The 14,274-nt window shown below is 60.1% G+C and carries 14 protein-coding genes; 1 reads left to right on the forward strand and 13 read right to left on the reverse strand.

The window, feature by feature from the left end; translation table 11 throughout:
• Window positions 1–404: 404 nt before the first annotated feature.
• The 13 genes from VB144_14110 to VB144_14170 all read right to left on the reverse strand — a co-directional run bounded on the left by VB144_14110 (window position 405) and on the right by VB144_14170 (window position 12,436).
• The gene (locus tag VB144_14110) at window positions 405–704 is read right to left on the reverse strand and encodes a cation transporter (protein MEA4884762.1); all 300 of its coding nucleotides are present in this window, start codon (window positions 702–704) and stop codon (window positions 405–407) included.
• 15 nt (window positions 705–719) lie between these two features.
• Window positions 720–3,002, reverse strand: a complete 2,283-nt coding sequence (locus VB144_14115; protein ID MEA4884763.1) for a heavy metal translocating P-type ATPase — start codon at window positions 3,000–3,002, stop codon at window positions 720–722.
• Between the two features lie 513 nt (window positions 3,003–3,515).
• The gene (locus tag VB144_14120) at window positions 3,516–3,764 is read right to left on the reverse strand and encodes a hypothetical protein (protein ID MEA4884764.1); all 249 of its coding nucleotides are present in this window, start codon (window positions 3,762–3,764) and stop codon (window positions 3,516–3,518) included.
• Window positions 3,765–4,076: 312 nt separating this feature from the next.
• Window positions 4,077–4,721, reverse strand: coding sequence for a phosphatase PAP2 family protein (locus VB144_14125; protein MEA4884765.1), 645 nt, complete (start codon window positions 4,719–4,721; stop codon window positions 4,077–4,079).
• A gap of 14 nt (window positions 4,722–4,735) precedes the next feature.
• On the reverse strand, window positions 4,736–5,497 hold the full coding sequence (locus VB144_14130) for a biotin--[acetyl-CoA-carboxylase] ligase (protein ID MEA4884766.1): 762 nt from the start codon (window positions 5,495–5,497) through the stop codon (window positions 4,736–4,738).
• The gene (gene folB, locus VB144_14135; GenBank protein MEA4884767.1) at window positions 5,484–5,894 is read right to left on the reverse strand and encodes a dihydroneopterin aldolase; all 411 of its coding nucleotides are present in this window, start codon (window positions 5,892–5,894) and stop codon (window positions 5,484–5,486) included. The genes VB144_14130 and folB overlap by 14 nt, the downstream gene beginning before the upstream one ends.
• Window positions 5,884–7,146 carry a dihydropteroate synthase gene (gene folP / locus VB144_14140; protein ID MEA4884768.1) on the reverse strand — a complete coding sequence of 421 codons (1,263 nt, stop codon included), beginning with the start codon at window positions 7,144–7,146 and terminating at the stop codon, window positions 5,884–5,886. The genes folB and folP overlap by 11 nt, the downstream gene beginning before the upstream one ends.
• A gap of 99 nt (window positions 7,147–7,245) precedes the next feature.
• The gene (locus tag VB144_14145) at window positions 7,246–7,881 is read right to left on the reverse strand and encodes a cyclodeaminase/cyclohydrolase family protein (GenBank protein ID MEA4884769.1); all 636 of its coding nucleotides are present in this window, start codon (window positions 7,879–7,881) and stop codon (window positions 7,246–7,248) included.
• Between the two features lie 21 nt (window positions 7,882–7,902).
• Window positions 7,903–9,231, reverse strand: a complete 1,329-nt coding sequence (hutI, locus tag VB144_14150) for an imidazolonepropionase (protein ID MEA4884770.1) — start codon at window positions 9,229–9,231, stop codon at window positions 7,903–7,905.
• A gap of 17 nt (window positions 9,232–9,248) precedes the next feature.
• Window positions 9,249–10,145: a glutamate formimidoyltransferase gene (gene ftcD / locus VB144_14155; GenBank protein ID MEA4884771.1), complete on the reverse strand. Its 897-nt coding sequence runs from the start codon at window positions 10,143–10,145 to the stop codon at window positions 9,249–9,251.
• Window positions 10,146–10,402: 257 nt separating this feature from the next.
• On the reverse strand, window positions 10,403–10,927 hold the full coding sequence (locus tag VB144_14160) for a hypothetical protein (protein MEA4884772.1): 525 nt from the start codon (window positions 10,925–10,927) through the stop codon (window positions 10,403–10,405).
• 46 nt (window positions 10,928–10,973) lie between these two features.
• Window positions 10,974–11,528 carry a hypothetical protein gene (locus VB144_14165; GenBank protein MEA4884773.1) on the reverse strand — a complete coding sequence of 185 codons (555 nt, stop codon included), beginning with the start codon at window positions 11,526–11,528 and terminating at the stop codon, window positions 10,974–10,976.
• Window positions 11,529–11,857: 329 nt separating this feature from the next.
• Window positions 11,858–12,436 (reverse strand): hypothetical protein, encoded by a 579-nt coding sequence (locus VB144_14170; protein MEA4884774.1) that lies wholly within the window; start codon window positions 12,434–12,436, stop codon window positions 11,858–11,860.
• 247 nt (window positions 12,437–12,683) lie between these two features.
• Between VB144_14170 and VB144_14175 the strand changes: the two genes are divergently transcribed.
• Window positions 12,684–14,225, forward strand: a complete 1,542-nt coding sequence (locus VB144_14175; GenBank protein ID MEA4884775.1) for a 5'-nucleotidase C-terminal domain-containing protein — start codon at window positions 12,684–12,686, stop codon at window positions 14,223–14,225.
• Window positions 14,226–14,274 lie beyond the last annotated feature (49 nt).

Consider the following 14,274-nt stretch of genomic DNA (forward strand, 5'->3'; position numbering starts at 1 on the left):
GGACACTGACCCGATGGTCAATGTCCATTTGAGTCGCATTGATCGCGCGACAATGCTGGTTTGGCCGACACTGACAGCCTGCGGGACCAGAATCTTGAGAACCACGGAGCCTCATCAGCGGCTATAAACGACCTGCGAGACATTGCCTTACGCAATGCCAAGGCAATGCTCCGGGTACAGATTACCTAACGAGCTCAGGGCTGCAGCGAGAACCGAGCGATTGAACGCCCAGTTGAGGGGCTCATCTCCGAATTCCAAGCTGGGAACATTTACATGCGGGACGTGAGATCGAGGTTTGCGCGGGTTCAATGATGCGTACGGGAAACTCCTGGCAACGCGTGGTCTGAAATCCCCCGTAGACATGCAAAGAATTTCGACATCGCAGGATGACTCTGCCTTCTGCCTCACCGAACTACCTTGTATCCCGCATCCTCAACCGCACGGATGTAGGCATCGACTTCAGCCTGACCAGGCGTGTGGTTGACAGTCGCGGTCTTGGCTCCGAGGTCAACCGCCGCCGACTTCACTCCTGGAAGGCTGGAGAGGGCCTTCTCCACCGCCATTTTGCAGTGACTGCATGTCATTCCTTCAACACGGAGCACAGTCTGAGCCGAATCCGCGCCGGCAGCGACCGCCGCCCCCGCTGCGTTGGATGGGCCGGTGCTGCCAGTGGCGCCGATCTTCGTCTTTCGGAAACAAGGCATAGTATGAGTCTCCTTTCACTTCGCGCCGGATGCGCGAGCTCCGGCGCGTGCTCCAAAACGCTTGAGCCTCAGGGAGTTCGATACAACCGAGACTGAGCTCAACGCCATCGCAGCCCCCGCATACACCGGCGATAGTCTGCCGGAAGCGGCCAGGGGTATTCCTATTGTGTTATAGATGAACGCCCAGAACAGATTCTCTCGAATCACGCGGAGGGTTTGGCGCGAGAGCCTTATCGATCCCGGCAACCGGCTCAGGCCGCCGACTATCGTGATATCGGAGGCTTCCATAGCAACATCAGTCCCGCTGCTCATGGCGATTCCAACGTCTGCCGTCGCAAGAGCCGGGGCGTCGTTTATGCCATCGCCAACCATCGCCACCGCCAGGCCCCGCGCCTTCAGTCTCTCCACCTCCCGGGCCTTGCCCTCGGGCAGCACCTCTGCCAGTACATGGTCGTGAGGTATGCCCACTCTGTCCGCTATTGCCACAGCGGTTCGTCGATTGTCCCCGGTCACCATGTACACCTGCACTCCTAGGCGTCCGAGCTCACTGATGGCCTCTGGTGATCCGGCCCTTACCTGATCGGCTATTCCGTATGCCGCGGCGGGCTTTCCATTCACAGCCTGCACAACAGCGGTCTCGCCTCGCTCCTCCATTCGAGCGAGGGAATTCTCGACCGATCCCAGCTCAACCCCTAGCTCAGTCATGAACCTGCGGGTCCCAACTGCCACCCTCAGCCCGTCCACAGTCGCCTCCACTCCACGTCCGGGCGCCGACCGAAAGCCCGACGGCATCGGGATGTCCAATCCACACTGAGACGCTGCATTCACAATCGCCAGTCCCAGTGGATGCTCCGAGCCACGTTCGGCTGAGGCCGCAAGCCTCAGAACGTCTCTCTCCTCAAACGGAGGGAAGGCCTCATATCCCTGGAGAGATGGCTTTCCTACCGTTATGGTGCCGGTCTTGTCGAGGATGATCGCCTTCACCGAGCTGAGCCTCTCCAGATGCTCTCCCCCTCGGATCAGAATCCCGAGCTCCGCCCCTCGCCCAGTGGCAACCATGATTCCAGTTGGAGTGGCCAGGCCCAGAGCGCACGGACACGCAATCACCAAAACAGCCGTGGCGTTCACCAGGGCTCGAGATACATCATGCTCAACAATATACCAGACGAGAAATGTAAGAACCGCAATCCCCAGCACAACAGGGACGAAGTAGGATGAGACGACATCAGCAAGCCTCTGGATCGGCGCCTTGCTGCCCTGCGCATCCTCGACCATCTTGATGATCTGCGAAAGGGCAGTCTCGCGGCCGACCCGGGTTGCACGCATCTTGAGCATCCCGTGCTGATTCATGGTCGCTCCGGTCAGCCTGTCGCCGGATTGTTTGTCTACCGGAATGCTCTCGCCTGTGAGCATCGACTCGTCCACTGCGGAGAATCCCTCAATCACCTCGCCGTCCACAGGCACGCGCTCGCCGGGCCTGACAATCAGCATATCCCCTGCCAGAACCTGATCAACGGGAACCTGCCGCTCTCCGTCGGGAGTGATCAGCGTGGCTACCTTCGGAGAGAGCGCCATGAGCTTGCGGATGGCCTCACTCGTCCTTCCCTTCGCCGCGTATTCAAGGTTCTTGCCCAGCAGAACCAGGGTTATCACCACAGCTGACGCTTCGTAGTAGACCGGGCCAGGCGTGACGAATGTGTGCACGACACTGAGGATGTATGCTGCTCCAGTGCCCAGGGCCACCAGTACATCCATGTTGGCGCCGGCGTGGGCCACTGTACGGACCGCGCCAATGTAGAAGCGGGAGCCAGATATGAGCACAACAGGAGTTGCCAGAATGAATCCCACCATCGGTTCCATTAGAAACATGAACCTCTCATGCAAGCCGACCAGGTCCGCGATCATCCCGACCAGCATGGGCAGGCTGAACGCGGCCCCGATGTAGAACAGAAGCCAGTCATTGACAACACGCCTACGCCGTTCCAGAGCCCGCCTGGCATCCTCGCCCGCGTCCCGAACAAGCTCACGCGCACTGTATCCCGTGTTCTCCACCACTCGCACGATATCCGAAACCTTCAGAACCGTGGGGTCATACTGCACTCTAGCAGTCTCAGCAGCCAAATTGACAGAGGCGGCCATTACCCCAAGCTCCTTCTGCAGAGCTTTCTCTATTCTAGCCGAGCACGCGGCGCACGTCATCCCGGTTATGGCCACATCGAGCTGCTTCAACTCGCGTGCAGTCCCTGTGCTGCGTCCACTATCGTCAGATTCACGGCCCTTCGGCCTCACACTGTCCACCATGAACACCCCCAGCGGACGTCTGTCCAACCCGCCCCTTACCCACGGGGGGTATAGGTCCTCTTATTACTGTACCCCAGGGCATGTTGTTTGTCAATCTCGAGACGTCAATCGTCAATCGTCAATCCCAGCGAGATGTGCCTGAGGCATGAGAACTAGCTGATGACATCCGCAATATACTGCAATTGGACATTCGAGGACCGCAGACAATGATGAGGTGATATCACGTGATGCCCTCTCGCGAGTTCATTGAGATGGCCGAGATGGCCCACGCAGACGAAATACAGGCCGTGGACTTCTACCGCAGGATGGCCCAGGTCGCACCGACGGACCCCCTGAAGCGGGCGATCCTGCAGATCAGCAGGGATGAGATGAGGCATGCCTGTTTCTTCGGATCCGTGCTCTCACTCACGCGCACCCCATACGGGATGCCCTGTCCAGGTGGGACGCCCATGCCGATGCCTGTCCCTCAGCCGATGCCCGGACCCATGCTTGGATCGATGTGTGAACCGGTCATGCCTGCTCCCATTGAGCCATACACTGGAATGCCCTGCCCTGGATGGCCAGGACAGATAGCCCCGGAACCAGTATGTCCTGCGCCAGTGTATCCCGCGCCAGTATGTCCCGCGCCAGTGTATCCCGCGCCAGTGTATCCAAGTCCGACCTGTCCAGGCCTAACCTATCCGAACCCTGTCTACCCAGACCCAACATGCCCAGGGCCCGTGTATCCCGAGCCGGCGCCTGTAACGCCGATCTATCCATCCCCATGCTACCCGGGGCCCATGTACCCAGAGCCGGTGTATCCTCCGCTGGCGGGCCCGTGCCCGCCGTATTACCCGGAACCACAGCCAATGCCGCCCATGCAGCCGTCGCCATGTCCTGGTCCGATCCCGCCGGTGCCGGAGTTCCCTGAACCTCCTCCGCAACCGGAGCCTCCGAAAAAACCGTGCGCAGGATGCGGGCCTGGTGAAGCAGAGTCGTAGGAGCACAGTGAGGGCGACGCGTCCGAAGTGGATGCGCCGCCCTTTCGTAAGCCCCTCGATCAGCCCCTGAGTCGGCTCCGGAATCAGCTCCTCAATTGCCGAACCCGAATATGTCCAGGTTTCCGATGGCAGCCTGGTTGCCGATGAACGACCCGATGGCCGCGCCTGCGACCACATCCGATGGCCAATGCATCTGGAGCTGAACCCGGCTCCATCCCACTGCAGCCGCAAGTCCATAAAAGGCCGGCGCGAGCCATGGAAAACGCTCCGAAAGCACCGCTGCCATGGAAAACGCGTTCGCGGTGTGCCCGGAGGGCATTGAGTGGTAATCGTCGGACAATGTGAGGCCTGTGTACCGGCCCTGTTCCGCATGGAGGTAGGGCCGCGCACGCCCGCATACGACCTTCAGCACACCAACAACGGCAGCTGTTCCAGCAGTGGCGTTCAGGAGCGCCTCGCCTGTGGGAGGATCGATAACCAGAAAGGCTCCACTGAGAGCAATCGCCGTGCCTGCCCCACCCAGATTCGTCACGGCCTTTGCAATCCTAGTCCAGTCCTGCGCTTCCGCTGAGGCCTCTGGCGATGGGCTGCAGCTGGCCTCTCCCAGCATGGCAGTTGAAACCAGCTCACAAGAAAGAGCAGCCGTGTCGAACCCAACTGAGACTGCCTGTACTGGGATTCTGCAGACCATCCCGACCATGATCGCCGTAACTGCTACTGCCAAGGCCCTGCGCACCAGCTACACACTCCCTATCTTGGAAAACCCGATCCGAGAGAGACATCTGCTGAAGAGACTGAGACCACATTGCCGTCATCGCGGCGAATCACAAGCCTTCCCCAATCGTCGAGAGTGAGAGCCTCTCCGCCATATCTCTCCGTGGCTGACGTGACCGTCACATGCCTGCCGAGGGTCGCCTGCATCAGCTCAGATGCCTCCTCACGGATGCGCCTTACACGCCCCTGGCAAAGAGCGTCATAGACCACGGCAAGCTGCCCGAGCACTGCCATGAGAAGCACATCGCGATCTGGCGCTCCCGCGGGAGCGTGCTCTGCCAGAGATGTGGCAATGCCGCGCAGTTCAAGCGGGAATCCGCCTTCCGGAGGACACACGTTGATCCCGATCCCCACTGCAGCCCAGAGAAGCTGTGAGTCAACTGATGAGCCCTCAACCAGGACACCTGCTACCTTCTCTCCACCGATGAGCACATCATTGGGCCATTTCAGAATCGCCCGCGCTGACGTGGTGTCACGAATCGCTCGCGCTGCGGCAATGCCTGCTCCAATCCCGATCATCCCTCCGCGTTCAGCCTCAAAAGGAGGCCTAAGAACAACAGACAGCCACAGCCCATAATCCCCGGCCGATTGCCATGGCCTGCCCAACCTGCCTCGGCCAGCAGTCTGCCGCGCGGCGACGACCACAGTCCCGTCAGGCGCTCCCGCGGAAGCCATCTCCCGCGCAAGACGGTTGGTGGAATCAACCTCGTCAACACGTGTGATGTCAAAGCTCAGCATCCTCAACACCACCGATCTCGACTTGATCCCCTGCCGGCGCCTTTCTAGTCATCTCGCACTCAACATAGTCCATCGGTCCGCCTATTGGGGCATGGGGTTTTCTGACCCTCACCGTGACCTCGTCGAGAGCGTAACCGCTGATGACCTCGTCGGCGATGGTTCGTGCGAGCGTCTCGATTAGGCTGAACTCTCGCTCCTCAACAATCTCCTTCACCAGGGTGTACACGTCTACGTAGCTGATCGCCATGTCGAGATCGTCAACCCGCGCGCAGGCCCCCAAATCGCGGTACATGTCGACATCGACCTCGAATCGCTGCCCAAGTTCCTTCTCGGCAGCGAACGCCCCATGGTACGCATAGAAGACCAGATTCTTCAGAGTGATCCTGTCAGCCCCCATTGCGGTCCTCCTCTTCGCGCCATCCCTTGACGACTGCGTCAGTCATCCGTGCCGCCATTGCCATCTCTCTCACATCGTGGACTCTCACGATGTGAGCGCCGTAAGCGACAGCAAGTGCAACCGTGGCCGCTGTGCCATAGACTCTGTCGTAGACTGGTGTTCCCAGAACCTTGCCGATGGTTCCCTTCCGAGAGGCGCCAACCAGAATGGGCCTGCCGAGGCTGCGAAACTCGGCAAGACGCTTCATGATCTCGAGGTTGTGCTCTGGCGCCTTACCAAAGCCTATTCCCGGGTCAACAATTGTGTTACAAGCTGGGATGCCTCGCTCGCGCGCGAATGAGATTCTCTCCCTTAGGAATTCGCACACTTCATGGACAACAGATGTATACGTGGGGTTGACCTGCATATCCCATGGGCGCCCCTTCATGTGCATCAGCACGACTGGAGCGCCGTGCCGAGAGGCGATTGACGCCATATCGCCCTCTCCACGAAGAGCTGTTATGTCGTTGATGATGTGGGCTCCAAGATCAAGGCACCTATCCGCGACCTCGGCCTTGTAGGTGTCGATTGATATGATAGCATCAGTTTCCAGGGCGACCCTTTTCACGACCGGCAGAACCCGCCGGAGTTCCTCCTCGAGCGGGAGAGGCTCAGAACCCGGCCTCGTGGATTCCCCCCCGATATCGATGATATCAGCGCCGGATTCCAGCATGGCCACTGCATGCGCTACGGCAGCGTTAACCCCGGAGTGAGCGCCGCCGTCTGAGAAGGAGTCGGGGGTCACATTCAGGATCCCCATAATATAGGTTCTCTCTCCCCATCGGAAAGTCCTCTCCCCTATGCGGGTGTAACCTGGAGGGGCATCGTACGCCGCAAGGGTCGCCTCGATATCCGCGGCTATCGCCGGCAGGCCGAATGGCTGGGCTTTCAATGTGCTGATGGCCTGGGAGAACTGCTGCACGGTGCCCATCAGAAGGACGTCGCAGGAATCCCCATCCAGGTTCGCGGCACGGTAGGGCAATGCAGCCTCGCCGCCCTTAGAAAGCATCTCCTGCTTGATGATGATCGCAGCCTTAAGCGGCACGTCATAGAGCCTTGCGGCGCGAAACACGCCCTTAGGGGCCATGATGTCCGCTCCCGCCCGCCCGACTCCCATCGAGCGAAGCTCGGCCGCTGCCTCCGCCTCCGACGAAAGCAGAACAACCCTCGGGCCGACGCCCAGAACCACGCTATTCACATCAGTGCCAGCCATCAACAGTCCTCCCAACGATCTCAATCCGTCTATCTCAGCAATGGCAGGCCAGGCCCTGCGGCGCGAAACCATACTCGCCAGCCGCCGTGCTTGATCGGTCTAGTCGCCGCCGATCTTCCCAGCTACGGCCCTGACGGCCCTATGCCTCGACTCTTCCTTATCAGTGCTGTACCTAGCGGCAGTCGCCTGCGCATCTGCTACGAAACTGGCATCGCGTATGGCCGCCAGGTTTATCTTCATGTTGAAGACCGCGCCGCCCACGGCGGTGTCGAGCAGCAGCGCGGCCACCCCTGCATCGCTCACTGCGTTCTCGTTCCCTCGTTCAGCAAGGAAGGCGGCATAGCGCATGCCCTCCACGGCAAGCTCCGCAGTATGCTCGGGCGCTGCCACGGCTCCCTTGAGGGCGGCCTGAATGGCATCCCGGCGTGCACGCTTCTCATCATCGGTGCTCCGGCGCATCCGGTAAGCCGCCATGACCTGGTTGAAAGCCGCCGTGTCGTCATCCGCACACTTCAGCACGGCCTGCATCAGCTCTTTCGACCTCGCGCCGGCGGAAGCCACCTTGGCCGCATCCTCCGCTTCCATGCCCTCAGTGGAAGTCAGCCCGGCGACCATCGACACCAGCGCAAGGCCCATGGCCGCGGCGACGGCGGATGCACTGCCGCCCCCTGGCGCAGGTGTGCTCGATGCAAGCGCCTCCAGAAACTCAGAGACCTTCATATCCTTGAAATCCACTGCCAGAACCCCCCAGACAAATCATGAGACGCGAATTCCATTGCGCACCACATGGACCCCGCCCTTGACCACATCAGTGACGGTGTTGACGCCCACGGCAAACGGCAGGGCATCGACTGACGGAACATCGCACACCACGAAATCCCCGTTCTTCCCCGGCCAGATCGACCCGGCCACGTCGCCCCTGCCCACCGCGAAGGCAGCGTTTGCCGTAGCCGCCACAACCGCCTCGGCCGGGCTCATCTTCATCTGCAGGCATGCCAGGGTGATGACGAATTGCATCGACATCGCAGGAGACGTGCCAGGGTTGAAGTCAGTCGCAAGGGCCACGGGCGCCCCGAGCTCTATCATGGCGCGGGCATCCGCATACCTGTCGGACATCAGCGTGAACATCGTTGCCGGAAGAAGAACCGCCACAACTCCCGCCTCAGCAAGGCTTTCCATGCCGCCCCGGGACGCAGCCGCCAGGTGATCGGCGGAGACCGCCCCCAACTCAGCCGCGAGTTCAGCGCCTCCTATTGGATGGATCTCATCCGCATGGAGCTTTGGCTTCAGGCCATGCTCAAGCCCGACTCGGAGCAGTGTGCGGGACTGCCCCACGGAGAACACACCCTCCTCGCAGAACACATCGCAGAACTCCGCTAGCCCACGGCCAGCGATCTTCGGGATCATCTCACGCTCCACGAATCTCAGATAGCCATCGGCATTTCCCGAGTATTCCGGCGGAACCGCGTGAGCTCCCATGAACGTGCTCACTATGTCCACAGGGTGACCGGCGTCGAGAGCGCGCGCTGCCTCAATCTGCTTAAGCTCTGTTGTGGCGTCAAGCCCGTATCCGCTCTTGGCTTCCACGGTGGTAGTTCCGTGCATAAGCATGGTGTCGAGACGCTTTAGAGCGGCGGCAAGAAGCTCATCAGGGGATGCAGCTCTGGTTGCACGGACTGTGGAGAGTATCCCTCCGCCCGCCGCCAGGATATCCAGGTACTTGGCCCCTCCCAGCCGCATCACATGCTCATTGTATCGAGCGCCAGCGTGCACCAGGTGAGTGTGGGCATCCACGAACCCTGGGAGAACGGTCTTTCCCGTGGCGTCGATCACAGTTTGACGCGTCGAACCCGCGTCGTCTCGCGGGCGAAGCTCGGAAAGCCACCCCGGCTCGTTCCTTAGCACCTCATCGGTGGTTCCAACGTCGATGATCTTGCTGCCCCTCACGGCTATGGCGCCATCGAATATGATTCCCACATCCGCCTGGGAAGCGCCTGCGCGCGGCCTGCCAGCCGTTGAAGGCGAGGCGCAGGCAGCGAGTTCCGCGGCATGTATCAGCAATAGATCGGACGGCTCAGCTCTCAAGCTGCAGTGCGCCTCCTCTACTCCCACACCCGGGATTCGATGACTTGATCCCGCCGGAGAACGGGAAGCTGCAGGTAGTACGCGGCTGCATCAAGAACGGCATCCATAGGGATGAGCCCGATGAGCTCGCTCTCGACAACTGGCACTCCGAACCGCTCCGCCTCGCGCTTCACCATCTCGAACGCCCTGGCCACCGGTGTGTGCACGTAGTCCACAAGGTTCATCGTCACCTGCGCAACGCGCCGGTCCTCAAGCATCACCCCGAGCGCCTTCACATTCGCAAGCCCACCGCTGGATGCCCGCACCGCCTTAGCGATCTTCTTCGCAATTCCCAGATCACTAGTGCCCAGGTTCACGTTGAACGCGATCAGAGGCATCCTGGCGCCTATGACCACTGCGCCGGCGGTGGGATGCATGGCGGAAGGCCCAAAGTCCGGGGTGCGCTCAGGTGTCTTGATTGCCTGCTTGAGCCCCTCATACTGACCACGGCGCACATCCGCAAGGTTGCGCCGCTCAGGCCTTGTCGCAGCTTCTTCGTAGAGGTAGACGGGTATGCCCAATTCCTCGCCCACTCGTTTCCCCAACCGCCGGGCGATCTCGACGCATTCCGCCATGGCAACTCCTCGGATGGGCACGAACGGCACCACATCAGTAGCGCCCAAACGAGGATGTTCTCCACGATGCTGCTCCATATCGATGAGGTCGCGCGCACGGGAAATTCCGGCAAACGCTGCTTCCTCGCAGCCTTCGCCCGTTCCCACCAGGGTCACAACGCTTCGGTTGTGACTGGCGTCCGACGTACAGTCCACCACCTTGACCCCGGCAACTGCCGCCATTGCATTGACGATCTCCATTACAACATCGGGTCGTCGGCCCTCTGAGAAATTCGGGACACACTCGACAACCCGCTGCAAGCCCTCGGTGTCTGGCATGAGGTAGACCTCCCGGAAGATGATATTGTCTGTATCCAGCACAGACTACGCATTCTCCGCGCAGTCCGGGAATCCTCCCGTCCGGACCCACGATTGACGTGCCAGGCTGGGATCTCCCACAGGTCCAGAGGCTCGCGGCCAAGTGGCGCTTCTTCCAGGCACAGGATAGCGAACAGGAACCGGCCCCCCGAGAGGGAGGCCGGTCAGCCATGCCTGACGCAAGGCCGGAAGACGCGAACCTAGAATGAGTATCCCACGCTGAATGCCACTTCAGTGCCTGCCACGCCGCCAGTCAGGCCCATTGTGGCGTCAACGCCGAGGAACAGCGGATTGGAGAGCGCCATACGGGCGCCGATGCCGGCCACTAGTCCCCCCATGGCCTTATCAAGCCTCTGGCGGAACATGAGGCTGCCGTGCAGTCCGATCCCGTTGACTCCAAGCTTCTCGGCGAACACACCGGCCCCTAATGACTGGGAGGTGTACACGTGATCGCCAGCGATGCGACCCTCAAACACTGGACCCGCCACGATGGCGTTTCTGTACAGGGCCAGCTGGTACCTGCCTGCCAAGTCGTATCCTTCAGGCAGCACAGTGTATGATCCCTCAACGGCAGTGCCCCTGCCCAAGTCGTATCTTCCTCCCAGGGTGAGGCTCATGCCTCCGTTTCGCGACACATACCCCGCGGATATGTGGGTAGCGCCAGCAGCCCCGCTGGCAAACGCCAAGATGACTACTGCAATCAGTGGCGCCGCATACTTCCTCATGTTGTATCTCCTCTCGTTGTGTGTATGCGGGAATCAGGCTCGGGCATCATCCATGAGCATCATACATGAACGGCGCCGATACCAGTGGATTCGGGGACTCGTTCACTGTGAGTTCCACTCTGTACCAGCCTCCGGAGACAGGCAGGAGCGTCTGTCCGGGAGCGAGTTTGGCAGTGCCAATGTAGTTGTATACGGGCCCCCCAGTGAACCCAGGATACTCCCTCACGGCGATCACGCGCCCCTCGGGATCGTACCACCTCTCAGTGAGCTTCACAGGGCCATCGATCACCTGGAGCCTGACGTATGCCTGAACGAACGGATCGGACGCATCGAATGTGTCATCGAAGTCCACTGGCAATCCATCTCGCAGGCCGTTGCATGTGAGTGCGTATCTCACAATCACCGAAGGCCCCGTGGCCGCCCCAGACTGGTTTACGCCGCCCGTTGCCCCAGGCACAGCGTAAGCGGTGGCCGATGAGGCCACGATGAGACATGCGGCAATGATCGCCACAGCCAGTTCGGATAATCGCCAGGTCCAGGATTCCGCAGATCCCGCCATTTCGCACAGGCGCCGATTGCCCGCGCTCACACCCGCCCCCATCAGCGCACCTCCCCGATGATACCCTGGTAGATGATTCATCGCGAATCCTCGTTTTCCTTCGAACCAAACTCGCAAACCACAGTGCGGGAGCAGTTTCAGTAATGGTCCAGTCAGGGCCAGTGTAGTGAGATTCAGGCTGCAATGGATGCGCCCATGAGACTAGCTCTCTGAAAAACCTGATTCGTGGGGGTTTAGCTGGGTGGATGGGGGCTGCCATGTCATGGTGATTCGCGTGTGCCTATGTCGCTCGCACGCTCGGCAGGCAGCAACAACAGCGACCGGGCCGCCCCAACAGAGGGCGGCCCGGCCGAGGCAGCTTGTCTATGCTACTAGAACTGGTATCCAGCGCCGATCGAGAACAGAGTGTGCTTGTTCACATACTCGACCTGGCCCTTGACTGCGATGTTCTCGGTGATCTTGAACTTCAGGCCGCCAAGGCCGCCGATGCCCTTGGCCTTCAGCCAGTACATGCCCTGTGCATAGATGACGCCAGTGTCGCCGAGAGGCTGCTCAGCAAAGACGCCCGCGCCGTAGTCGAGAGCGGCATCCCCAACGATGGGGGCGAAGTTCTTGTTGTAGTTGACGCCAGCAACTGCTCCGAGCTTCAGAGCGTCGAGGTTAGCGAGAGCGTACTTGGCGTAGCCGCCAACGAGGTAGTTGATCGTAACAGGCTGTTCGCCCTCGGCCTTCTTGTACTCGACATAGCCGTTCGCCGATAGAGACAGCTTCTCGATCAGGTCGAGGTCAACGTTGGCAGTGCCAATGATGCCCCTAGTGGTCGCGGCGCCTCCGCCTTCCTCTAGCCCCACGATGCCGATGCCGACCCCAACAAACCCGCTAGCCGAGGCAAACGAGCTTAGTGCCAGTACTAGTAGGGCGGCGAGTGCAATGATGGTTCCCTTCTTCACAGATACCCCTCCTCAATGACAAGGTCTCGTGCGACTAATTCTCTCTGTTGCAGCAAACTCCTTCGCTCACGCCCAAAGAAAGTTCGCTAAATGCGGGTGATTTCCGCAGTTGTGGTGTGGTCATCCATGATTGCCGCGGATTCTACTGCCTGTGAGCAGATGTGGATCTTGGAAGGACTTTCCCCTCCGGCACAGAATTGTTCTTGGGTAAACTAGCTAGCCACCCATACAGCGAAGGAGGATCAACATGCTAAAGAAGAGCAAGCTTAACCTCGCCGTGATGGTCATCGTACTCGTGCTGGCTACAGCAATGGCCCTTGTGGCCCCGGCTGCGGCCTCTGCGGACAAGGTTTCGATTACTATCCTGCACGTGAACGATGTTCACGGTCGAGTGGATGCCTTCAAGCCCTCCGGGGCAACTGAGGATCTAGGCGCCTTCTCGAAGATCGCCGCCTATGTCATCTCACTCCGGGCTAGGGAAAATTCAAACATACTTCTCCTTTCCGCGGGCGACATGGTTCACGGAACGAATGTGGTGAACCTCTTCGGCGGACAGCCCATAATCGAGATCATGAATGAGATGGGCTTCGACGCCATGGCCCTGGGGAACCACGAGTTCAACTACGGGCAGGAACAGCTTCTCTTCCTCGATTCCATCGCCAAGTTCCCCTTCTTAGGCGCGAACGTCGTGTACAAGGCAGACGGGAAACCATTCGTTAAGGACTACACTATCAGGGAGATCGCAGGCGTCAAAATCGCCATATTCGGCCTCTCTCCCATAGAGACTCCGATAGTAACCCACCCCAAGAACGTAATCGGACTCGATTTCCTCGATCCTGCGGAAACCGCTCGACGAATCGTGCCCGAACTCCGGAAGCAGGCTGACATAGTTCTCTGCCTATCACACCTGGGTTATGCCGCAGACAAGGCCCTCGCCGCCGCGGTTCCCGACATCGACATCATCGTCGGCGGCCACTCGCACACGATGCTGGCAGCGCCTGAACTCGTGGGCAACACCATAGTCGTCCAGGCCGGCGAGTACGCACTCAACCTGGGCATTCTCAACATAGTGGTTGAGAATGGCAAGATCGCCGAGTTCAGCGGCAAGCTAATGCCGATCGTTGCAAGCATGCCCGCGTCGGCCTCGGAAAGTCCCGTTGGCGCAGCTATGGCCTCATACAACAAGTCACTCGCCGATAAGCTGGCGGTCAAGGTGGGAGAGACCCCCGTTATCCTCCAGGGCGAGCGGGCGGATGTCCGCACTCGCGGCACGAATCTGGCCAACCTCGTCACCGACGCCATGCGGGAGAGCACCGGCGCGGATGTCGCTATCGCCAATGGCGGCGGAATTCGCGCCAGCATCCAGGCTGGGCCGATCACCGTCGGCAATGTATACACCGTCCTCCCATTCGACAACACCCTCACAGTGATCGAAGTGACGGGCGATGTGCTTCTCAAGGCTCTTGAGCACGGAGTCGAGGCCTACCCGAAGCAGGCTGGATCATTCGCGCAGGTATCCGGCCTCACATTCTCATTCGATCCTGCCAAGGCCTCCGGATCCCGCATTCTTGAGGTCAAGGTCGGCGGCGTCCCGCTTGAGCCGACGAAGCTCTACACGGTGGCGACCAATGATTTCATGGCAGCGGGCGGAGACGGCTATACCTGGTTCCAGCAGGCGCGGGTGCTCTTCGCTTCAGGCGATATGCTCAGAGATATGTTCACCAGATACCTGCAGAACATCGGGGCCCTGGCGCCATCTGATGAGCTCAGGATCACCGTTGTGAAGTAACACCGCACCTAGCTGCCTGGGTCTGGCTGACTGGGCAGAGAGGCATCGA

Source organism: Clostridia bacterium (assembly GCA_034926675.1).
Lineage (GTDB): Bacteria > Bacillota > DTU025 > DTU025 > DTU025 > JAYFQW01.

What these genes read in the sequence shown, in the direction of transcription:
- VB144_14130 (MEA4884766.1), bottom strand. Translation starts at nt 5,497, where the DNA reads ATGCTGAGCTTTGACATCACACGTGTTGACGAGGTTGATTCCACCAAC.
- folB (MEA4884767.1), bottom strand. Translation starts at nt 5,894, where the DNA reads ATGGGGGCTGACAGGATCACTCTGAAGAATCTGGTCTTCTATGCGTAC.
- VB144_14160 (MEA4884772.1), bottom strand. Translation starts at nt 10,927, where the DNA reads ATGAGGAAGTATGCGGCGCCACTGATTGCAGTAGTCATCTTGGCGTTT.
- VB144_14110 (MEA4884762.1), bottom strand. Translation starts at nt 704, where the DNA reads ATGCCTTGTTTCCGAAAGACGAAGATCGGCGCCACTGGCAGCACCGGC.
- VB144_14175 (MEA4884775.1), top strand. Translation starts at nt 12,684, where the DNA reads ATGCTAAAGAAGAGCAAGCTTAACCTCGCCGTGATGGTCATCGTACTC.
- VB144_14120 (MEA4884764.1), bottom strand. Translation starts at nt 3,764, where the DNA reads ATGGATAGATCGGCGTTACAGGCGCCGGCTCGGGATACACGGGCCCTG.
- VB144_14165 (MEA4884773.1), bottom strand. Translation starts at nt 11,528, where the DNA reads ATGGGGGCGGGTGTGAGCGCGGGCAATCGGCGCCTGTGCGAAATGGCG.
- folP (MEA4884768.1), bottom strand. Translation starts at nt 7,146, where the DNA reads ATGGCTGGCACTGATGTGAATAGCGTGGTTCTGGGCGTCGGCCCGAGG.